Annotated in this window: 13 protein-coding genes and 1 pseudogene; 5 read left to right on the top strand and 9 right to left on the bottom strand. The window is 72.6% G+C overall.

Going from position 1 to position 20,285, the window contains the following annotated elements; translation table 11 throughout:
- Nucleotides 1–1,307: 1,307 nt before the first annotated feature.
- The 4 genes from HCC78_RS28055 to HCC78_RS28040 form a co-directional block, all read right to left on the bottom strand.
- On the bottom strand, nucleotides 1,308–3,170 hold the full coding sequence (locus tag HCC78_RS28055) for a heavy metal translocating P-type ATPase (protein WP_172332062.1): 1,863 nt from the start codon (nucleotides 3,168–3,170) through the stop codon (nucleotides 1,308–1,310).
- Nucleotides 3,171–3,366: 196 nt separating this feature from the next.
- Nucleotides 3,367–6,696: an efflux RND transporter permease subunit gene (locus HCC78_RS28050; RefSeq protein WP_172332061.1), complete on the bottom strand. Its 3,330-nt coding sequence runs from the start codon at nucleotides 6,694–6,696 to the stop codon at nucleotides 3,367–3,369.
- Complete coding sequence (locus tag HCC78_RS28045; protein WP_172332060.1) at nucleotides 6,696–8,171, bottom strand: efflux RND transporter periplasmic adaptor subunit; 1,476 nt, start codon at nucleotides 8,169–8,171, stop codon at nucleotides 6,696–6,698. Before HCC78_RS28045 ends, HCC78_RS28050 begins: the two co-directional genes overlap by 1 nt.
- A 154-nt stretch (nucleotides 8,172–8,325) precedes the next feature.
- A complete protein-coding gene (locus tag HCC78_RS28040) occupies nucleotides 8,326–10,533 on the bottom strand; it encodes a heavy metal translocating P-type ATPase (RefSeq protein ID WP_172332059.1) in 2,208 nt (735 codons plus the stop codon).
- Nucleotides 10,534–10,649: 116 nt separating this feature from the next.
- Here HCC78_RS28040 and HCC78_RS28035 point away from each other — a divergent pair, with 116 nt between their 5' ends.
- Complete coding sequence (locus HCC78_RS28035; RefSeq protein ID WP_172332058.1) at nucleotides 10,650–11,072, top strand: helix-turn-helix domain-containing protein; 423 nt, start codon at nucleotides 10,650–10,652, stop codon at nucleotides 11,070–11,072.
- Nucleotides 11,073–11,129: 57 nt separating this feature from the next.
- Here the strand turns inward: HCC78_RS28035 and HCC78_RS28030 are convergent, their stop codons facing one another.
- Nucleotides 11,130–11,891: an HpcH/HpaI aldolase/citrate lyase family protein gene (locus HCC78_RS28030; RefSeq protein WP_253949403.1), complete on the bottom strand. Its 762-nt coding sequence runs from the start codon at nucleotides 11,889–11,891 to the stop codon at nucleotides 11,130–11,132.
- A gap of 149 nt (nucleotides 11,892–12,040) precedes the next feature.
- Here HCC78_RS28030 and ybaK point away from each other — a divergent pair, with 149 nt between their 5' ends.
- On the top strand, nucleotides 12,041–12,514 hold the full coding sequence (gene ybaK / locus HCC78_RS28025; protein ID WP_172332056.1) for a Cys-tRNA(Pro) deacylase: 474 nt from the start codon (nucleotides 12,041–12,043) through the stop codon (nucleotides 12,512–12,514).
- A 681-nt stretch (nucleotides 12,515–13,195) separates the two neighbouring features.
- Here the strand turns inward: ybaK and HCC78_RS28020 are convergent.
- Nucleotides 13,196–14,059 carry a DUF5666 domain-containing protein gene (locus HCC78_RS28020; RefSeq protein ID WP_172332055.1) on the bottom strand — a complete coding sequence of 288 codons (864 nt, stop codon included), beginning with the start codon at nucleotides 14,057–14,059 and terminating at the stop codon, nucleotides 13,196–13,198.
- Entirely contained in the window at nucleotides 14,056–14,847 is a 792-nt protein-coding gene (locus HCC78_RS28015; RefSeq protein WP_172332054.1) for a DUF6502 family protein, read from the bottom strand. The genes HCC78_RS28020 and HCC78_RS28015 overlap by 4 nt, the downstream gene beginning before the upstream one ends.
- Before the next feature lie 151 nt (nucleotides 14,848–14,998).
- On the opposite strand from HCC78_RS28015, the gene HCC78_RS28010 reads away from it, so the two are divergent.
- From HCC78_RS28010 to HCC78_RS28000, 3 genes are read left to right on the top strand one after another with little or no spacing between them, the layout of a single operon-like run.
- Complete coding sequence (locus HCC78_RS28010) at nucleotides 14,999–16,618, top strand: amino acid adenylation domain-containing protein (protein ID WP_172332053.1); 1,620 nt, start codon at nucleotides 14,999–15,001, stop codon at nucleotides 16,616–16,618.
- Entirely contained in the window at nucleotides 16,615–17,916 is a 1,302-nt protein-coding gene (locus HCC78_RS28005) for a hypothetical protein (RefSeq protein WP_172332052.1), read from the top strand. Before HCC78_RS28010 ends, HCC78_RS28005 begins: the two co-directional genes overlap by 4 nt.
- Before the next feature lies 1 nt (nucleotide 17,917).
- Entirely contained in the window at nucleotides 17,918–18,715 is a 798-nt protein-coding gene (locus tag HCC78_RS28000) for an enoyl-CoA hydratase-related protein (protein WP_172332051.1), read from the top strand.
- Here HCC78_RS28000 and HCC78_RS27995 read toward each other — a convergent pair.
- Nucleotides 18,675–19,916, bottom strand: a complete 1,242-nt coding sequence (locus HCC78_RS27995) for an AGE family epimerase/isomerase (RefSeq protein WP_253949401.1) — start codon at nucleotides 19,914–19,916, stop codon at nucleotides 18,675–18,677. The two genes, HCC78_RS28000 and HCC78_RS27995, sit on opposite strands and share 41 nt — an antisense overlap.
- A gap of 200 nt (nucleotides 19,917–20,116) precedes the next feature.
- Nucleotides 20,117–20,285: pseudogene (locus HCC78_RS27990) on the bottom strand (FAD-binding protein); the annotation flags it as partial.

The following is a 20,285-nucleotide window of genomic DNA, read 5'->3' as shown; positions in this document are numbered from 1 at the left end:
GAACTCCGGCAGATGCGCGCGGATCGCGTTCGCCGTCCGTGTCCGCTGGCGAACCGGGACATCCCGCGCCGCATGATCCGGGCCCGCCGCCTGCCTGCCGGCCGCGGTCGCCTTCCCCCGCCTTGCATGCGGCTGCGCATGGGCCGGCGGCATCAGCCGCACCTCGCGGCCGCGCCCGGCCGGGTCCCGCGCCCGGCGATGTGCGGACGGACGGGCCTCCATTCCGGCCATGCACGGCTCGGGCCGCCCGGAGAACCCGGGCACCTGCGACCGGCGCAACCGGCGGCGGAGGGCGGCCCGCCGGTCCGCAGCGGCGCCGCGAACCTGGAACGCGCCCTTGGCCGGATCGAGGCCGATGGCGACAGGCTGCTCCATGGATGGCTCCTCTCGGCGGAAGGCTCCGCAGCTCCCGCCCCGGCACATCGCGATGCCGCTGGAAGGGCCATCCACACCGTCAATGGCGCAAGCTGCTCATTCCTGCACCGCTTCAAGGCCCTCGGCAGCCCGGTTGCCTTAGCACAGGGATTAGTGTGCCCGGGGAAAGGGGGATTGCGCTCGCCAGCTGATTTATCCAACAGCGCCCTGCGGCCGTCTTCCCGCAAACCCGTTCGAGCGGCGGTCTTCGCCGGACGTCCCGCCTCGTTTGCGCCCTGCCCCGGCGCGGCGGGACGCTGCGGCAGAGCGGCCGGAAACGGTGCAGGATCCGGGCGCCGGCGCTTGCTGCCATCCATACGGATCGCTCTGGGGCCAACAAGGCCCATGCTTTGCCGCTGGCGGCCTCGGTTGCATTGGGTGCGACGCCTCGCTGATCTCCGGTTCTGCTGACGGGCAGTGGCCGTCACGGGGGCGCAATTGCACTTGCTGGGCCGGTTGGCTGCCATCCGGCAGGACGGCGGAACCGCCTGTGCGGAGCCTGGCCATGCCCGGTGCCCCTCTGCGGGCGCCACGGGCGTGGACGGCGCGGCGCCCACGCCAAGGTATGCGGCCGGCCAGTCTGCTCTCAGGCAAATCCGGAAGGGTGGCAGCTCCCTCGCAGAGACTGGATCGGTCGGCAGGATGTCCGGTGAAACCAATGACCATGGGCAGGTCTCGATGTCCGGCGGGATTTCGGCGTCTCCGGATAGGCAGCCCAACCGCCCGTTCCGCTGGCTGGACTGCGCCTTTTCGTCCTTCAGCTGCGGAACAGGGCCGAGAGGGCATGCCGGCGTGCCGGGACCGGCCGGCTCCCCGTTTTCGACGGGGCCAAGGGCGGCCACCGCATGGAACCGGTGTTCTTCCGGCGGTCCGGTCCCCTGCCCGCCCCGGCCTCAGCTGGGACCCGTCCGCGGTCCGCCCCGCGGCACGATCCGCAGCGCCCTGAGCGCATTGAGGATCACCGCGACGTCAATTGCCTCCTGCAGCAGAGCGCCCTCGACCGGGGTGAGATGGCCGAAAGCCGCCGCGGCCATGCCCGCCACCGACAGGCCGATCCCGGCGACCACGCTCTGCAGCGCGATCCCGCGGGCCCGCCGCGCGATCTCGATCCCGTCGCCCAGCCGGTCGATCCGGTCGACGAGCAGCACCACGTCCGCCGCCTCGGCCGAGGCCGCCGCCCCGCGCGCGCCCATCGCCACGCCGACATCCGCCGCCGCCAGCGCAGGCGCGTCATTGACCCCGTCGCCGACCATCATCACCGGCCCGCTGCCGCGCTCGGTCAGCACGAGAAGAACCTTCTGGTCCGGCGTCAGCCCGGCCCTGAGCCCGTCGAGCCCGAGCCCCTCCGTGACGTGCTCGGCCACCTCGCGGCGGTCGCCGGTCGCCAGCAGGATGCGCTCCACCCCTTCGGCGCGCAGCCGTGCCAGAATCTCCGCCGCGCCCTCGCGCAGCGGATCGGCCATCACCAGATGCCCCGCCATGTGGCCGTCGACCGCCACCGCGACCAGCACCGACCCGGCCTCCAGCCCCGGCGGCGTGCCGCTGTGCCGTCCGACGCGGCGCGCCACGAACTCGTCGCCGCCGACGAAGACCCGGTGGCCGCCGACGCTGCCGACCACGCCCTCGCCCGGGATCTCGGCCACTTCCGAGGGCACCGGCAGCGACAGGCCGCGCGCCTTCGCCGCCGCCACCATCGCCTGGGCCACCGGATGCTTCGAGGCCTGGTCGAGCGCGGCGGCCAGCCGCAGGACCTCGTCCCCGGCAAGGCCGTCCTCGCTGTCGATGGCGACGATCTGCGGGCGGCCGTCGGTCAGCGTGCCGGTCTTGTCGAGCACCAGCGTGCGGATCCGCGCCATCGCCTCCAAGGGCCGCGCGCCCTTGATCAGCACGCCCTCGCGCGCCGCCCGCGACAGGCCGGCGACCAGCGCCACCGGCACGGCCAGGATCAGCGGACAGGGCGTCGCCACCACCAGCACCGCCACCGCGCGGATCGGATCGCCGGCCAGTCCCCAGGCCGCCCCGGCGATCGCCAGCGTCGCCGCGAGGAAGCCCAGCGACCAGCGGTCCGCCAGCCGCGACATCGGCGCCTTGGAGCGCTGCGCCTCCTCCACCAGCCGGACGATCCCGGCATAGGTGCTGGCCCTGGCCGGGCGCGCCGCCTCCAGATCGAAGGCCTCGCCGGCATTGGTCGCGCCGCTCATCGCCTCGGCGCCGGCGCCGAGGCGCACGGGAAGCGACTCGCCGGTCAGGGCCGACATGTCGAGAAAGGCGGTCCCGGAGGCGATCCGCCCGTCCACCGGCACGACATCGCCCTGGCGGATCAGCAGCCGGTCGCCCGGGGCGATCTCGTCCAGCGGCACTTCCTCCAGCGCGCCGTCGCGGTGCCGTGCGGCGCTGCGCGGAACCCGCGACAGCAGCGCGTGCATCTCGCGCCGGGCGCGGCCCTCGGCAAAGGTCTCTAGGAAGCTGCCGCCGGAATACATCACCGCGACCACCGCCGCGGCCAGCGTCTCGCCGAACCCCAGCGCCGCGCTCATCGACAGGGCCGCGACGATGTCGAGCCCGACCTCGCCGCGCATCAGGCTGCGCAGGATCTCGGCCAACAGCGCGGCCAGAACCGGCAGCACCCCGGCTGCCCAGGCCAGGTGCGCGGCGCCCGCAAGGCCCGCGGCCTTCAGCCCCAGCCCGGCCAGCAGCGCGGCCAGCGCCAGTCCCAGCAGGAGTTTCTTGAAGCCATCGCTTTCGATCCGGTCCATGCGGCTCACCTTTCCGGCAGTCCGGCCGCAGCTTGCGCCGGAGCGCCCGCCTGTCGAGACGGCGATGCGGCGCAGGGCCGGCCATCCCCGCGACCGCGCCGGGACGGCGGGCTGGCCCGATCCGGCTGCGGCCGGGACTCTTCTCCGCGGGTGGCCGGGTCGGGCCCCGCCGCATCGGGCGCGCGCGCGGCCTCCGTCATCGCGCGGCTCTGCGCCGCTGCAGCAGGATCGCGGCGGGAAGCAGGATCGCGGCATTGCCGGCCGCTGCTGCCATCAGGGGCAGACCGGGCGCGGCGCCTGCGGCGATCCACGGCCAGAGCAGGACGAGGTCGAGCGCGGCCATTGCCGCAACCGCCGTCCCGAGAAGCAGCGGCAGCCGTCCCGCCCGTCCCCCGGCGCGCAGCATCCGCCGCAGGCTGGCAAGCGCCCGCGCTGCATCCGTCCGGATCACCAGCAGCGCCGGAACCAGCGCCAGCACGATGAAGAACCCCGCCGAGAGGCCCCAGACCAGGGTCACCACCGTGGGCTTGAGGAAAAGCGAGGTCCGGCTTTCCTCGAACATCAGCGGCGCAAGACCCAGCACGGTGGTCAGCGTGGTCAGCAGGATCGGCCGCAGGCGCTCTCCTGCCGCCCGGACCGCGGCCGCCGCGACCGGCATGCGGCGCGCATGGTCCTGCACGGTGGTCACCAGCACGATCGCGTCGTTGATGATGATGCCCGACATGCCGATCAGCCCGATCAGCGTGAAGAGCGAGAAGGCCAGCCCGAACTGCGCATGGCCCCAGACCGCGCCGATCAGGCCGAAGGGGATCACCGCCATGACGACCAGCGGCGCCGACCAGCTGCCGAAGACCCAGCCCAGCACCAGGTAGATCCCCAGAACGCAGAGCAGGAAGCCGGTCATCGCCTCGCCGAGGAAGTCGTCCTCCTGCACCGCCAGCCCGCCCAGATCCCAGCCCAGCCCGTGCGCCTGCGCGATCCGCGGCAGGATGTCCCCGCGCAGCGCCGCGGCGATCTCGGCGGCGCGCACCGGGTCGTCCTCGGAAAGCGCGCCGGTCACGGTGACCAGCTGCCGCCCGTCCTCGCGGGCGATCGAGGCGAAGGCCGGGTGGCTCTCGATCGACACCAGCTCGCCCAGCGGCACCCAGGCGCCCGAGGGCGCGCGCATCAGCGTGTCCTCGAGGAATCCTGCGGTCAGCTCGGCGCCGGGCACCTGCACAACGATCTCCGCCGTGCGGCTGCCAGCGGGGAATTCCGCCGCGGTGATGCCGTTGAGCCGCCCGAACAGCTCCGCGCCGATCCCGTCGGTGGTGAATCCCAGCGCCTCGCCCACCGGGGTCAGCCGCAGCACCATGTCGTCGCGCCCCCAGGGCAGGCTGTCCTGCAGCCCGGTGACCTCGGGATAGCCGCGCAGCTCGGCGATCAGCTCGGTGGCTGCGGCCTTCAGCGCGAAGGCGTCCTCGCCGTGGAAATTCACCGACAGCGAGTCGCCGCCCGGTCCCAGCCCCTGGCTGCGGAAGCTCAGCACGGCGAGGTTCGGCGGCAGACGGATCTCGGCATTGAGCGCCCGCACGAGGTCCTGCGCGGTGAAGTTGCGGTGGTCGGCGCCGATCAGCCCGATGTCGACCGAGCCCAGCGTGTCCGGGTCCATCGTGTCCTCGCCCGGCAGCCCCTTCGCGCCGGTGCCGCCGACCTCGCTGAGCACATGGACCAGCGGCGGCGTCCCGTCCGGCCCGGCGAGTTTCTCGCCGGCCGCCGCGGCCGCGCGCTCCAGCTCGGCGGCGAAGGCGGCACTGTCCGCGCGGGTCGCACCCGGCAGGAAGGCGAAATTGCCGGTGACCGAGGGCCGCTCCGGCGCGGTGTAGAAGGCCCAGGGCACGTCGCCGCGCAGGAGCGCCGCGCCCGACACCGACAGCAGCAGCAGCATCGCCGCGGCGAAGGGATAGCGCAGCCGGATGATCCAGCGCATCAGCGGCACGAAGAGCGCGGCATTGGCGCGTTCGAAATTGCGGTTGAACCACTGGCTCGGCCGGTCGATCCAGCTGTCCTTCCGCCCGTGCTCCAGCGCGTGGCGCATGTGGTTGGGCAGGATCAGGAAGCTTTCCACCAGCGAGGCGGCCAGCACGGCGGTCACAACGAAGGGAATGTCCGAGATCAGCGAGCCGAACTCGCCGCCGATGAACCACAGCGCGACGAAGGCCAGTACCGTCGTCGCGGTGGAGGCCGCGACCGGTCCCGCCATCCGCCGAACTGCGCGCACCGGCGCCAAGGCGGGGCTTTCGCCCAGGTGCCGCGCGCGCCAGTCGGAGTGCTCGGCCACGACGATCGCGTCGTCGACGATGATGCCCAGCGTGATGATCAGCCCGAAGAGCGACATCATGTTGAGCGTCAGCCCGCCGGCCTGCATTACCGCCACCGCGGCCAGCATCGAGACCGGGATGCCCATCGCCACCCAGAAGGCCGTCCGTGCCGACAGGAAAAGGAACAGCGTGATCAGGACCAGAACCAGACCGGCCAGCCCGTTCTCGTAGAGCAGGTTGAGCTGGGCGGTGATGTCGCGCGCGCGGGCGTTGATCAGCACCACGTCGCCGCCGGGCGGCATCTCGGCGCGCATCTCCTCCGCCAGCTGCCGCACCGTCGCCTCCATGCCGATCGCGTCGCCGCCCTCGGTGCGGTCGACCCGGATCAGCACTGCGGGATCGCCGCCGAAGCTGTAGGCGCGGCCCGCATCCGACCCGGCCTCGGCAATCTGCGCGAGGTTGCGCAGGCGGAGCTTCGATCCGTCCGGATTGACCCGCACCACCAGGTCGCGCAGCGCCTCCGGATCGCGCGTCTCCTCCCCGGCCCTGAGCCGCGCGGTGCCGCCCGCGACATTGCCCGCGGGCCGGGTCTCGGCGGCGCGGGCCACCGCATCGGCGATTTCGCCCAGCTGGATGTCGTGGCGCAGCCGCGCCTCGGCGGGGACCGACAGCTCGATCCGGGGCGCGGCGATGCCGGTCACCGTGCTGCGGGTCAGCCCGGCGCGCCACAGCCGCGCGAGGAAGTCGTCGCCGAGCCGCGCGAGCTGGTCCGGGGCGATCGGCGCATGGATCACCACCTCGGTGACCTTGTCCTTCCAGATCGCGGCCTTGACCACCGGCGCCTCGGCCCCGGCGGGCAGCGTCGTCACCCCGTCGACCGCCGCCTTGACCTCTTCGGTGGCGCGGCCCAGGTCGCGGCCCGGCTCCATCGCAAGGGTGATCGTGGCCGAGCCGTCGGTGGAGACCGCCGCCGATCCGGTCACCCCCTCGACCGAGCGCAGCGCCGGATCGAGCAGAGCCACCACCCCGCGGTCGAGCTCGCCGGGTCCCGCCCCGTCCCATTTCACCGTGACATTGACGGTGTCGACCGCCACGTCGGGAAAGAACTGCGAGCGGATCTGCGAGACGGACATCAGCCCGAGGGCCAGCATGACGATCATCACGAAGCTTGCCGCCGTGCGGTGCCCGGCGAAATAGGCGAGGATGCCGCTGCGCTCCGGCGCCATCACCGGCCCTCCGCCATCTTGGCCTCGAGCCGTTCGACCGTGGCGCGGGGCACCTCCGGACGCGACAGCTCCTCGAGGAACTTCGCCCGGTTCTCCGGCTTCATCGCCGTGCTCGACTCGACGAAGGCGATGATCGCCGCGCGGCGCGCGTCATCGAGCGGCAGGGTGTCCGGCGGTGGCGGCCCGGGCGGCGCCGCGGCGGTTTCCGCTGCGGCCGCGACCGGTTCGACCTTCAGCCCGGCGCCGAGCTGGGCAGAGCGCGCCAGGACATAGCGGCTGCCGAAGGGCGCGCCGCCGACCACCAGCATGTCGCCCTGCAGCCTGAGCGGCCGGATCTGCGCCTCGGCCAGCCGGTTGTCCTCGCCGACGAGCAGGATGCGCCCGTCCGCCGAGGCCGCTGCGGCAGGAATGACCGCGACGCCCGGCAGCGGGGCCTCCTTGAGCAGGACGGTGACGAAATCGCCCGGGCGGACCAGACGCGGGTCGGGCGCCTCGAGCTGGGCGAAAAGCAGCCGCCCGACCTGTCCGCCGGCATTGGCTGCCCCCGCGCGGTCCAGCACCGCCCGGATCGGCTGGCTGCTGCGCTGCGCCGTCACCGCGACCTCCGCCGCGGGCAGGCGCCCGTCAGGACCCAGGAGCCGCGCGAACTGGGTGTTGGTGACGCGGAACGCCGCCTCCAGCGCGGACGGGTCGATCAGCGTGCCCAGTTCCTCGCCCGCCGAGACCAGCCCGCCGAGCGAGACCGAGACCGTGTCGATCACCCCCGCGAAGGGCGCATGATAGGTCGCGTCCTCCACGGCATTCTCCGCATCCGCCAGCGCGATCCGCTCCCGGTCCAGCAGGATGCCCGCCTGGGCCACCCGCGCCTCGTCCCCGGCCACGACCTGGCGGCGGTTGATCAGCAGCTGTTCGGCTGCGGCGTGGGCCAGCCCGGCCGCCTCGACATCCGCGGCGGTGCCGACGCCGCGGTCGCGCAGGCCCTCCTGGCGTTCCAGCGCCTGGCTCCTGAGGGCGAGCTGCGCCTCGGCGGCGGCCGCCTCCAGCCGCGCCAGATCCAGTGCCGCGCGGGTCTCGGCCAGGGTCGCCTCCGCTTCGTCCAGATCGGTCCGGGCGAGCGCCGCGGCCGTTTCCAGCCGGGCGGGGTCGACGCGGAACAGCACCTCGCCGGCCGCGACCCGGCCGCCCTCGCGGAAATTCGGCGACAGGGCGGTGATCTCGCCCGCCACCTGCGCGCGCAGCTCCAGCGACCGGCCGCTGGCCAGCGTGCCGTAGGCGGTGATTTCCGGCACCACGTCCTCCGGCTCCAGAATGGCGGTCTGCACCGCATAGAGCCGCTCCTTCGGCATCTTGGCCGGTGCGGCGCGAAGCGCGCCGTCCCGCGCCGCCTGCCAGAGCACGCCGCCCGCAAGCGCGAGCAGGAGCAAGGTGGCGGAGATCATGGCGAGGCCCTGGAACAGGCGGGTTCGGGTCGACATGGCGGGCCTCTTCTGCGGCGGATCCGGCGGAACACTCTCTCATATCAGAATGTTCATAAATGACTTGGCGCAAATGCGGCATTTGACTGCAGCTTGCGCCAGGTCCGGCCGTTCCGGCAGGGACCGGGAAGGGAACCGTCCCCCGGCCCGGCGCTCAGTCCCCGCGGTCCGGGCGGAAGCGCAGGAGCCTCAGCGCATTGGCGGTGACCAGCACCGTCGCGCCGGTATCGGCGAGGATCGCGATCCAGAGCCCGGTGATCCCGGCCAGCGTGGTCGCGAGGAACACCGCCTTCAGCCCCAGCGCGATGCCGACGTTCTGGCGGATATTGGCCATGGCCGCCCGCGACAGGCGCAGGATCGCGGCGACATCGCCGACCCGGTCGCGCAGCAGCGCGCCATCGGCCGTCTCCAGCGCGACATCCGTCCCGGAGCCCATCGCCAGCCCGACATGCGCCGCCGCCAGCGCGGGGGCATCGTTGATCCCGTCGCCCAGCATCAGCACGCGTTCGCGCGCCGCCATGTCCCGCACTGCCGCCACCTTGTCTTCCGGCAGTAGCCCGGCACGGCAGTCCAGCCCGATGCGGCCGGCCACCGCCGTCCCGGTCCGGGCATTGTCGCCGGTCAGCATCACGGCCCCGACGCCCATCGCCTTCAGCGCGGCGACCGCCTCTGCCGCATCGGCGCGCGGCTCGTCGCGCAGGGCGATCAGCCCGGCGAGGCAATCCGGCGCGAAGACCGCCGCCACGGTCTTGCCCTCGGCCTCGAAGCCGGCGGCGCGCTCTGCCGCAGCGCCCTGCAGCAGCCCGGCCTCCGCCGCCAGATGCGGCGAGCCGACGGTCCAGACCCGGCCTTCCACCGTGGCGAAGGCGCCGCGGCCCGGGATCGCCCCGGCCCCGGCGGCCTCCGGCAGGACATGCCCCGCGGCCTCCGCCGCTGCCAGGATCGCCTTGCCGAGCGGGTGGCTGGCACCGCTTTCCACCGCCGCGGCGAGGCGCAGGAGGTCCTCGGCCGTGGCATCGGCAGGCTGCAGGTCGGTGACCTGCGGCCGCCCCGCGGTCAGTGTGCCGGTCTTGTCGAAGGCGACCAGCGTGGTCCGTGCCGCCGCCTCGACCACCGCGCCGCCCTTCATCAGCAGCCCGTGGCGCGCGCCTGCCGACAGAGCCGAGGCGATCGAGGCGGGGACCGAGATCACCAGCGCGCAGGGACAGCCGATCAGCAGCAGCGCGAGGCCGCGGTAGATCCAGGTCTGCCAGTCGGCCCCGGCCAGCAGCGGCGGCAGCAGCGCGGCCGCCGCCGCCGCACCGACGACGGCAGGCATGTACCAGCGGCTGAACCGATCGATGAAGCGCTGCACCGGGGCGCGGGCCGTCTCGGCCTCCTCCACCAGCCGGACGATGCGGTCGATGGCGGATTCCCCGGCAGCCCGGGTCACGCGCAGGCGCAGCTCGGCATCGGCATTGACCGATCCTGCCAGCACCTCGTCGCCCGGCCCCTTGGCCACTGGCACGCTCTCGCCGGTCACCGCGCTCTGGTCGACGCCGGAGCGGCCGGCGGTCACGATGCCGTCGGCGGGGGCCCGGTCGCCGGGACGCAGCTGCACGACATGGCCGGGCGCGAGGCTGTCCGCCGCGACCTCGCGGATCCGCGGCCCGACGGCCAGCCGCGCCGTCGCGGGCTTCAGCGCGGCCAGCGCGCGGATGCCGTCGCGGGCCTTGCCCGCTGCCATCCCCTCGAGCAGCTCGCCGAGCGCGAAGAGGAAGACGACCACCGCCGCCTCGCCCTGCGCGCCGATGGCCAGCGCGCCGAGCGCCGCGATCGTCATCAGCATCTCTATGGTGAAGGGCATGCCCGCCCGCGCCATGGCCGCGGCGCGCCGCGCGACGGGCACGAGTCCGACCAGCGCGGCCAGCGCGAAGGCCCAGTCGCCGATGCGTCCGCCGGCCGCCAGTTCCGCGATCCAGGCGAGAGCCAGCGCCGCCGCGGCCGCCGCCACGGCGCGGCCCTTGCGGCTGGCCAGCCATCCGGGCAGCCGGGACGCCGGGGCCGGATCGGCTGCGGCGGCGGCAGGGGCGGCCGCGGGGGCGATGCCGGCATCGGGCAGAACGAAGCGGCCCGCGACGCGCTCGGCCGGGCCGTCCTGTGCAGAGATGCCGAAGCCCACGGCACGCACCGCCGTTTCCACCTCGGCCCGGCTGCATTGCCCGCCATCGAGTTCCAGCCGCAGCCGTTCGGCCATCAGCGTCACCTCGACCGCGGACACGCCCGGAAGCCGCTCCACCGCGCCGCGCACCTTCGCCGCGCAGGATCCGCAATCCATGCCGGTGACGCGCCATTCCTCGATGCTGCGGGTTCCATCCGCCATTTTGCCGCTCCGCCTCTGTCTTTTCCGAGTCGGGACGGAAGATAGGACCTACAGCAACTGTAGCTTCAAGGGGCATTCCGCGCTATTCTCGCTGCCTCGCAGCAAGGAGCCCTGCCATGCACACGATCGGCGCGCTGGCCCGCCATGCCGGCACCAAGGTCCAGACCATCCGCTACTACGAGCAGATCGGGCTGATGCCCGAGCCGGGGCGCAGCGCGGGCGGCCAGCGCCGCTATGGCGGAGAGGCGCTCGACCGGCTGGCCTTCATCCGCCACGCCAGGCAGCTCGGCTTCCCGCTGGAGGCGATCCGCGAGCTTCTGGGCCTAGCCGACACGCCGGAACGCTCCTGCGCCGATGTCGATGCCATCGCCCGGCGGCAGCTCAGGGCGGTGGAGGACCGGATCGTCCGGCTGGAGGCGCTGCGCGGCGAGCTGGAGCGGATGATCGGCGCCTGTTCCGGCGGCGCGGTCTCGGAGTGCCGCGTGCTCGAAGTGCTCCGCGACCATGGCGAATGCCTGTCCGACCACCCCTCCGCCTGACCGGCCCGGGGCGCGTCCGGGCGGGCCCCGGCACTTGCGGCCTCCGCCCGGCCCGGTTCAGCCCTTGGCGGCGAGGCCCGGCCCGGCGAGAAGCCCCTTCTTCAGCGCGGTGAGGTCGATGTCCCCCGAGACGAAGACCGCACCGGCCGCCACCGCGCGGGCATGCAGGTCGGGATCGACGGCCAGCACGCCGGGCGGTTTTCCTGCCGCGCGGATCCGGCGGATGGCATCGACCACCGCGTCCTTGACGTCGGAATGGCCGGGATTGCCCGGATGGCCCATGGACGCCGCCAGATCGGCCGGGCCGACGAAGATGCCGTCCACGCCCGGCACGGCGGCGATGGCCTCGATCTCGCGCAGCGCCGCCACGGATTCCACCTGGACCAGCAGGCAGAGTTCTTCCGACGCCCGGGCGTGATAGCCCTTCTCCGCACCGAAGCCGGTTGCCCGCGTCATCCCCGAGACCCCGCGGATCCCCTTGGGCGGATAGGTCATGCAGGCCACCGCATGGGCGGCCTGCTCCGCCGTGTCGACCATCGGGACCAGCAGTGTCTGCGCGCCCAGATCCAGCAGCTTCTTGATCTCCGGCGCGTTCAGATGCGTCGGCCGCACGATCGGATGGACCGGCGCGCAGGCCGCGGCCTGAAGCAGCGGCAGGACCGAAACCGCATCGACCGGCGAATGCTCGGTATCGAACAGCATCCAGTCGAAGCCCATCCCGGCCATCATCTCCACCGCCAGCGGATCGGCCAGCGTGCACCACAGCCCGTCCTGCCGCCGGAATTCCGCCAGCGCGGCCTTGAATCCGTTCTTTCCCAAGGATTTCCCTCCCATGTCCTGCCTCCCCGGCCCGGCCGACAATGCCCGCCCCGCCGCCGGTGTCAACGCCTTGCCCCTCTGCGGGTGGGCGGCTAGACCCGGGACGGGCGCAGTCCCGCCGCCCGCTGCCGACCGCGAAAGGACAGGACATGGCCAAGAGCACCCCGGCCACGCAGGCGCTGCTGCGCGCCAAGGTTGCGTTCGAGCTGGCCAGCTACGACTACGATCCGGGCGCCGAGCGCGTCGGGCTGCAGGCGGCCGAGGCGATGGGCGTGTCGCCCGGCGAGGTCTTCAAGACGCTGATGGTCGAGCTCGACGGCAAGCCGGCCTGCGCGGTGCTGCCCTCCGATGGCGAGGTCAACATGAAGAAGCTGGCCGCCGCGCTTGGCGGGAAATCCGCGAAGATGATGAAGCCCGCGGATGCCGAGCGCCAGACCGGCTACAAGGTCGGCGGGGTCAGTCCGCTGGGCCAGAAGCGGTCCGTGCCGACGGTGCTGGACGACAGCGCGGCGCAGCATGGGGCGATCTATGTAAATGGCGGCCAGCGGGGGCTGCAGATCCGCATCGCGCCTGCCGATCTGGCGCGGGTCCTGGACTGCGTGACCGCCGCCCTGCTGCGCTGAACCCGCTCCTGCCCGGCAGCGCGATCGACCGGCGGGGCGGCCCCGGCGGGCTGCCGTGCGGCGCGGGATCGCCTGTGATGCGGTGCCTTGGTGATCCCTCGCACCCGACCGGCGCCGGAAGGTTGTTCCAGCGGGCCGATCGCAAGTCGCGAGCCGGAGCGCGATGCCGGAGCTGGCGTGCCGGCCGGCGGCTCCGCATTGCCCTGCGCGGCCCGCCAGCCTGCGCCGTTCGCAATCGGGCGCGATCCATGGGAACACTTGGCACATTCCTTCCGGATTTCCCTTGCGGATCTTGCGGCCGGACCTTGGCGGCGGATTTCCCGTCCTTGACTGCGGCCCATTCTTCATCGCCATTGCGCTGCCGCTGCCGCCGTTGCTGCCGTGGCCGCGATGATCCGCCAGCATCACTCCGAAAGTCGTCTCTATCAGGGGGCAGAGCCCGTACCTGCCCGGAAGCCGCGTTCCTGCCGCCGCAATCTGGAGCGGATGCATCTGGCGAGGCAGCCCCGCCGAGAAGCGATCCGGAGTTCGGGAACTGCCGCAGCTGGAACGCAGCAATCTCCGCCAGGCACGCGCAGCCATCGGCCTCGCTTCGATGTCCTCGACCGGGCACGGGCCGTTCGACCGATTCCGGAATGGCTGCTTCCGGCAGACCTCGGCCGACCGTCGGCTGCCTTGCTCCTATCGGCAGGGAAAGGGACCGTCCGGGCTCTGGTCCTGCGGCTGGAGCGCCCCGTCGATGCCGCAGCGGAGGATCCGCCCCGTCGGGTCGATCATCCCGGGATTGTCCGTCCAGGCCACCAGCCCGCTTCCCAGCAGCGTGTAGATACCAGAGCCCCCGGGCGAAGACAGGTAGCCCTCGGCCAGAACCGCGCCCACCGGTTCGGAGAACAGGCCCTTGGCGATGGTCCGCGCCGACATCCCGCCCGGCGCCGGCGTCCCGGTGGCGAGAATGACCTCGCCGGGCTGCAGATGGCTGGTGGCGATGCCGCTGATCCGGGTGCCGCCGACCATCAGGTCGGTGCTGCCCTCGACCGGCTCGGCCGAGCCCATGACCCGGGCGATGCGCTGCTCCGGCGGCACCGGGTCGAGCCGCGAGGCGATTACCTGCCCCGCGCGCCAGAGCCCGCTGACCGCCACCCAGTCACCCTCGGCAAGCCCGCCGGCCATGCCGCCTGCCAGCACTGTGGTGCCGAGCAGTTCGAACCGGCCGTTGCCCAGCCGGGAGACCGGCCCGGCCAGCGGCAGCACCTTGCGGATCGAGCGCGCGCGCCAGCCGCCGCCTTCAGGTTCCGCCACGACGGCGACGGTATGGCCGGGGCGCAGCCCTGCCGCAGTTTCCGGGCCGAGCCCGTCGCGGACCGGCTGCTCCGGGTCGATGGCAATGCGCTGGCCGTTCACGATGATCGAGCCGAGCGCGGTGATCGTGCCGGAGATGCCCGTGCCGATGATGCCGCCCTCGCGCTCGGCCTCGGGCTGCGCCCCCGCCGGAAGCATGGCGGCAAGCGCGAGGCAGACGGCGAGACAGGGTGCCAGCCGCGTCATCCATCCTCCTCCGACTCGCCCGGTACGGGAAGACTATACGCGCCGAAGGCGAAACGGCCATGTCCCCCGGCCGGGGCATCGCCGGCCTGCAGGACGCGCGCCTCGCGGTCGAGCGCCTCGAGAAGTGCCTGGGCGCCTTCGCGGGCCAGCGCGTCCAGGCGGGTGAGCGACGCATCGGAGAGGTGCGAATAGCGCAGCGCGCGGTCGAAATGCCGGGGCGCACCGGGCGCGGCGGTCAGGTTCTGCGTTGCCGCCGACAGGTGCGGCGCCAGCGTGGCGGCATAGGCGGCGACCTGCGCGGGCGATCCGGCCTGCGGGACCAGTGCGCGGGCAGCCAGCCGGTAGCCGCCGCCGGGCAGGGTCTCCACGGCGCCCTGGTCGGCGAGCAGCGCCAGAACCGTGCCCGGCGCCATGTCGGCCCGTGCCTCGCGTGCCAGTTCGTCGAATTCCGCGCGGGCCAGCGTGCGGGGGGATCCGTCGGCGTCCTGCCAGCCCGGGCCGGAGGCCCAGAGGCTGACCGCCATGGCGGCGGCCGTCACAGGCGGCGGCTTCGTCCCGGCTTCGCCGCGCAGGCGCTTCACGTCCTTGCGGTGCACGCCGGTGCGCAGGCTGACCCGGCTGTCGCTGGCTGCCTCGCCATCGGCCTTCACCGCGGCGGCCACCAGCGCCGCCTTCAGCGCCTCGGTCACCGCGCCCAGAGGCAGGCCGCGGGCGACGATGGCCTCGGCGAGCGGGGCCAGCAGCGCGGCAAGCGCGGTTTCGAACGGGTCTGATGCCGGGTCGGTCACGCAGGACATCCTATGGGTTTCCAGAGCCTTGTCAGCTTTTGTTTCAGCCGCCGCACGGGGCTGTCAGGCGGGGTGATCGCTGTTGATTTTGTACTGGGAAAATTTCCCATTATCAAGATTGCACGACTTGACCCGACGAAAGGAATTTCCGATGCAGCTCCAGACTTCCGCCGCCATGGCCTCCGCCTTTCCCCCTGATTCCCTGCAGCCTGCCGTCCCGCGTCCCGCCATTCCCGGGCTGGAGGCGCTGTCCGCCGAAGATGCGCAGCGCTTTGCCGCCTTTGGCTGGGGCCCGTCGGCCGCGCCGCGCTTCCCCACGATCGCCGCCGCCATTGCGCACCAGATGCAGGTGCAGCCCGAGGCGGTCGCGGCGGAGGACGGCATCCGCCGCCTCAGCTACGCGATGCTCGACCTCCATTCCGCGCGGCTGGCGGCGAAGCTCCATGCCGCCGGCGTGCGCCGCGGCGATGCGGTCTGCCTGTATCTGTCGCGTTCCATCGAGATGATCGTCGGCATTGCGGCGGTGCTGCGGATCGGTGCCGCCTATGTGCCGCAGCATGTCGGCGTCGCGCCGGAGGCGGTGCTGGCGCATGTGGCCCGCGCGACGCAGGCCAAGGTCATCCTGTCCACCGCGGCCCATGCTCCGCAGGTGCCGCTGGACGGGCAGCGGCTGATCGAGATCGACCGCGAGATGGCCGACCCGTCCCCGCTGCGCATCCCGGCGATGGAGCCCGCGCGGCCGTCGGACCGGGCGATGGTGCTCTTCACTTCGGGCACGACCGGCGTGCCGAACGGGGTGCAGGTGACCCACGCGAACCTTGCCAATGTGCTGCTCACCGCGCCGGGCGACCTCGGGATGCGCCCGGGGCTGCGGGTCGGGCAGATCCTGTCCATCGCCTTCGACATGGCTGGCTGGGAGACCCTGGGCGCGCTGGCCAATGGCGCGACGCTGGCAATCCGCGGCCGCGACATCCAGGAGACGGCCGCGTCCGTCGACATCCTGGTCGCGACACCCTCGATCCTCGCCACGCTCGACCCCGCGCGCTGCCGCCGGATCCGCACCGTTGCCGTGGCGGGCGAGCCCTGCCCGCGGCCGCTGGCCGACCTGTGGAGCCTGCAGGCGGAATTCGTCAATTCCTGCGGACCGACCGAGACGACCATCGTCAACACTGCCGCCCCGCATGATGTCCGCAAGCCGGTCCTGTCGATCGGCCGCCCGACGCCGAACAACACGGTCTACATCCTCGACGACGCGCTGAAGCCGCTGCCGATCGGCGAGAAGGGCGAGATGTGGGCGGGCGGCGCCTGCGTCACGGCGGGCTACCTCGCGAACCCGGAGCTGACCTCCGAGCGCTACCGCCCCGACCCGTTCCGCCCCGGCCACCTGATGTTCCGAACCCGCGACCTCGGCCGCTGGACCGCGGACGGCGAGCTGGAGCATTTCGGCCGGGTCGACGACCTGGTGAAGATCCGCGGCTTCCGGGTGGAACTAGACGGGGTCTCCGCCGCGCTGGAGGCCACGCCGGGCTGCCGCCGCGCCGCGACGGTGAAGCTCGACAGCCGCACGCTGGCAGGGTTCGTCAGTCCGGCAACGGTCGACCCGCAAGCGGCGGCCGCCGAGGTTTCCGCCCGCCTGCCCTATTACTGCCTGCCCGAGCGGATCATCGCGCTGGACGAGCTGCCCCGCACGCCGCGCGGCAAGATCGACAAGCGCGCGCTGGCCGGGATCGCCCGCCTCGCCGCGGCTGCGGAAAAGGAGGCGGCAGCATGAGCGCGCAGGCCTTCTCCCCCGCTTCCGGTCGCGTCGCCTGGCGGCGCATCGCCCGGCATCCGGCACTGATGGAATACCGCCGCCTCGCCGCGCTCGTGGCCATGGCCAACCTGTGGATCCTCTGGCGCGGCTGGCAGATGGGCCATTTCGCCGACGGCATGGGATGGGCGCTGGCGCCGATCGCCGACCTGGCGCTGGCGAATTTCGCGCTGGCGATCCTGATCCGGCAGCAGCGCGTCATCAATGCGCTGTTCTGGCTGGCGACGCGGATCCCGGTCACCTGGCCGCTCTGGCTCCGCCGCGGCGCTGGCAAGGTCTACCATTTCGGCGGGCTGCATTCGGGCGCCGCCTCCTGCGGCACGCTCTGGTTCGGCCTGCTGCTCTGGGCAATGGGCTGGAACCGGCTGGCGGGCGATGCCCTGCCCTCGGACCGGACGCTGTGGCTGACCGCGGCAATCCTGCTCCTGCTCGCTGCGATGGTGGCCACCGCGCTCGGTCCGCTGCGCGACCGGTTCCACAACCTCTTCGAACGCGTCCATCGTTTCGCAGGGTGGACAGTCATGGGGCTTTTCTGGGCACAATCCATCAGCCTGTCCGCCGAGACCGGCGAGGCGCCGCCGATCTGGCTTCTGGCCCTGCTGACCCTGTCGGTGATCTCTCCGTGGCTGAGCCTGCGCCGGGTCCGGGTGGCGGTCGACACGCCGTCGGGCCATGCCGCGGTCGCACGCTTCGACTATGGCGAGACGCCGTTCGCGGGCAGCTCCACCGCGATCTCGCGGAGCCCCTTCGGCGAATACCACGCCTTCGCCAACATCCCCGCCCCGGGCGAGTCCGGCTTCCGGCTGGCGATCAGCCGGGCGGGCGACTGGACCGGTGGCTTCGTCGACCAGCCGCCCTCGCATGTCTGGGTAAAGGGCATCACCACCTCGGGCGTCGCCCGGATCGAGACGCTGTTCTCCCGCGTGGTCTATGTCGCCACCGGCTCGGGCATAGGCCCGGTTCTACCGCACCTGCTGAAGGGCGCCGTGCCCGCCCGGCTGATCTGGTCGGCGCGCTCGCCGCGGCGCACCTATGGCGACGCGCTGGTCGACGAGATCGAGACCGCGACGGCGCATCCGCTGATCTGGGACACCGACCGCGACGGCAAGCCCGACCTCTCCGCCCTGGCGCTGGAGGCCGTGTGGGAGACCGGCGCCGAGGCGGTGATCGTCATCTCCAACCGAAAGCTCACGCGCCGCGTGGTGCATGAGCTCGAAACCCTGGGCATTCCCGCCTATGGCGCAATATGGGACAGCTGACATGCACGAGACCATAACCGCAACCGTCACCGGCCGCGTCGCCACGATCCGCTTTGCCCGGCCCGAATGCCTCAATGCCCTGAACACGCGGGTGATGGAGGAGGTGCTGGCCGCCGCAACGCGCTTCGACGCCGACCCGGGCATCGGCTGCCTGGTTCTGGCGGGCAGTCCCCGCGCCTTCGCGGCCGGGGCCGACATCGCCGAGCTGGCGGGCCAGGACTACGCCTCGATGCAGGCGGCGGACTGGTTCGCGGGCTGGGACCGGGTCGCGGCGCTGAAGATCCCGAAACTCGCCGCCGTCTCGGGCTATGCGCTCGGCGGCGGGATGGAGGTGGCGATGCTCTGCGACATCATCCTCGCTGCGGACACGGCGAAATTCGGCCAGCCCGAGGTGAAGATCGGCTGCATCCCCGGCATCGGCGGGACCCAGCGGCTGGCGCGGCTGGTCGGGCGGGTGAAGGCGATGGAGATGATCCTGACCGGCCGGATGATCGGCGCGGACGAGGCGCTCCGCATCGGGCTGGTGGCGGATGTGATTGCCGCAGATGCGCTGGAGGCGCGGGCGGCGGAGATGGCGGCCATGATCGCCGCCCATCCGCGCGACATCGTGCGGATGGCGCGGGCGGCGGTGAATGCCGCCGACGAGATGGGGCTGGAGGCCGGGCTGCGCCACGAGCGGGTGATGTACCACGCGCTCTACGGCCTGCCGGCGCAGCGCGAGGGCATGGCCGCCTTCCTGGAAAAGCGGCCGCCGCGCTTCAATCCCGCAGCCGTGCCAGCCCCTCCTGCAGGCGCGTGACCGAGGGCACCAGCGGAAACAGCGCGGCCTGCAGCGCGTGGTAGATGTCCGGCTTGCCGCGGAATTGCGTCTCTGCCGGGCGTCCCGCCGCGTCGATCTCCGGGATCCAGCCGCCGCGCGCAGGATCGATGAAATGCGCCGACGCGAACTGCCAGAGCCTGCGGTACCAAGCCTCGTCCTCCGCCCCTCCGCCGAGCTTCAGCAGCGTCGCCATCGCGCCGATCGCTTCGGTCACCGGCCACCAGTAGCGGTCCGCCACATCGACCTTGCCGCCCGGCCCCAGCGTGTAGGCCAGCCCGCCCTCCGGCAGCCAGGCCTCGGCCAGCGCGGTTTCGATCAGCCGCCGCGCGCGGTCGGGCATGCCGCCGGCCGGCCGGCCGGCCAGGTCCCAGTGCTGCAGCGCCAGCCGCCCCAGCTCCAGCGAGTGGCCGGGCGTGGTGCCGCGCGGCCGGAACATCGGATTGCCGGCATAGTCCGGGTCGACCTCCCAGTCCGCGGAGTAGTGCTCGGGCAGCCGCCAGCCATGCTGCGGCGCCATGCGGGTCACGAAGAAATCCAGGATCCGTCCCGCCCGGTCGAGCCAGAGCCGCTCGCCCGTCGTCTCGAAGGCCGCCAGATGCGCCTCGACCGCATGCATGTTGGCATTCATGCCGCGATACTCCGAGAAGGGCTGCCAGTCGCGAGCGAACTCGTCGCGGTAGAGGCCGTGCGCCGCGTCCCAGAACCGGGTCTCCAGCACCTCCGCGATATCGGCCAGCAGGGCATCGGCGGCGGCGAAGCCGGCAGTCTTCGCGCTGGCGGCGGCGAGCAGCACGAAGACATGGCCATAGGCCAGCTTGGTGCCGTCGGCGATGCCCTCCTCCGAGACCGACCAGGCATATCCGCCATGGACCGGGTCGCGGTGCCGGTCCGCCAGGAAGTCCAGCCCGGCCTCGATCACCGGCGCGCAATCCGCTGCGCCCCAGCTGTGGCCGAGCGCGAAGGAATGCACCATCCGCGTGGTGGCGTGCAGTTCCTGCGGTCCTCGCGGCAGCGGCGCGCCGTCGCGGCCGAGACTGTCGAATCCGCCGTCGCTGCGCAGCGACGGCCGGAAGACGGCAAATTGCGCCCGCGCATCGGCGGCCAGGAAGGCCCGGTGGACCGGATCGGCAAGCCAGGAGCCGCCACTGTCGGTCTGCGCGAGCTGGATCGGCATTGTCATCGGTTCCTCCCGGTTGCTGCCCTCCGGGCCCACAGGTGGCGGATATGCGGCGCCGGAGCAAGCCGATTTGCGCAGCCGCCGCCGCCCGTCGGCAAGCGGGATCAGGGAAGACGGGGGAACGCCGGCAGGACGGCCGCTCCGTTCCCCGGCATGAAAAATAGGCCCCCTCGGGGGCCTTTGACTGTCTCCGTCCCGGGGGCTCAGAGCTTCCCTGTCATCTCCGGCACCGCCTCGAAGAGGTCCGCGACGAGGCCGTAATCGGCGACCTGGAAGATTGGCGCCTCCTCGTCCTTGTTGATCGCCACGATCACCTTGGAGTCCTTCATCCCCGCAAGGTGCTGGATCGCCCCGGAAATCCCGGCCGCGATG

This window comes from Mangrovicoccus sp. HB161399 (assembly GCF_013184745.1).
Taxonomy (GTDB): domain Bacteria; phylum Pseudomonadota; class Alphaproteobacteria; order Rhodobacterales; family Rhodobacteraceae; genus Mangrovicoccus.
Note: the sequence above shows the minus strand (reverse complement) of the source record. Positions and strands in the feature narration are given on the sequence as shown.

What these genes read in the sequence shown, in the direction of transcription:
- HCC78_RS28055 (WP_172332062.1), bottom strand. Translation starts at nt 3,170, where the DNA reads ATGGACCGGATCGAAAGCGATGGCTTCAAGAAACTCCTGCTGGGACTG.
- HCC78_RS28050 (WP_172332061.1), bottom strand. Translation starts at nt 6,696, where the DNA reads ATGGCGCCGGAGCGCAGCGGCATCCTCGCCTATTTCGCCGGGCACCGC.
- HCC78_RS28045 (WP_172332060.1), bottom strand. Translation starts at nt 8,171, where the DNA reads ATGTCGACCCGAACCCGCCTGTTCCAGGGCCTCGCCATGATCTCCGCC.
- HCC78_RS28040 (WP_172332059.1), bottom strand. Translation starts at nt 10,533, where the DNA reads ATGGCGGATGGAACCCGCAGCATCGAGGAATGGCGCGTCACCGGCATG.
- HCC78_RS28035 (WP_172332058.1), top strand. Translation starts at nt 10,650, where the DNA reads ATGCACACGATCGGCGCGCTGGCCCGCCATGCCGGCACCAAGGTCCAG.
- ybaK (WP_172332056.1), top strand. Translation starts at nt 12,041, where the DNA reads ATGGCCAAGAGCACCCCGGCCACGCAGGCGCTGCTGCGCGCCAAGGTT.
- HCC78_RS28020 (WP_172332055.1), bottom strand. Translation starts at nt 14,059, where the DNA reads ATGACGCGGCTGGCACCCTGTCTCGCCGTCTGCCTCGCGCTTGCCGCC.
- HCC78_RS28010 (WP_172332053.1), top strand. Translation starts at nt 14,999, where the DNA reads ATGCAGCTCCAGACTTCCGCCGCCATGGCCTCCGCCTTTCCCCCTGAT.
- HCC78_RS28005 (WP_172332052.1), top strand. Translation starts at nt 16,615, where the DNA reads ATGAGCGCGCAGGCCTTCTCCCCCGCTTCCGGTCGCGTCGCCTGGCGG.
- HCC78_RS28000 (WP_172332051.1), top strand. Translation starts at nt 17,918, where the DNA reads ATGCACGAGACCATAACCGCAACCGTCACCGGCCGCGTCGCCACGATC.
- HCC78_RS27995 (WP_253949401.1), bottom strand. Translation starts at nt 19,916, where the DNA reads ATGACAATGCCGATCCAGCTCGCGCAGACCGACAGTGGCGGCTCCTGG.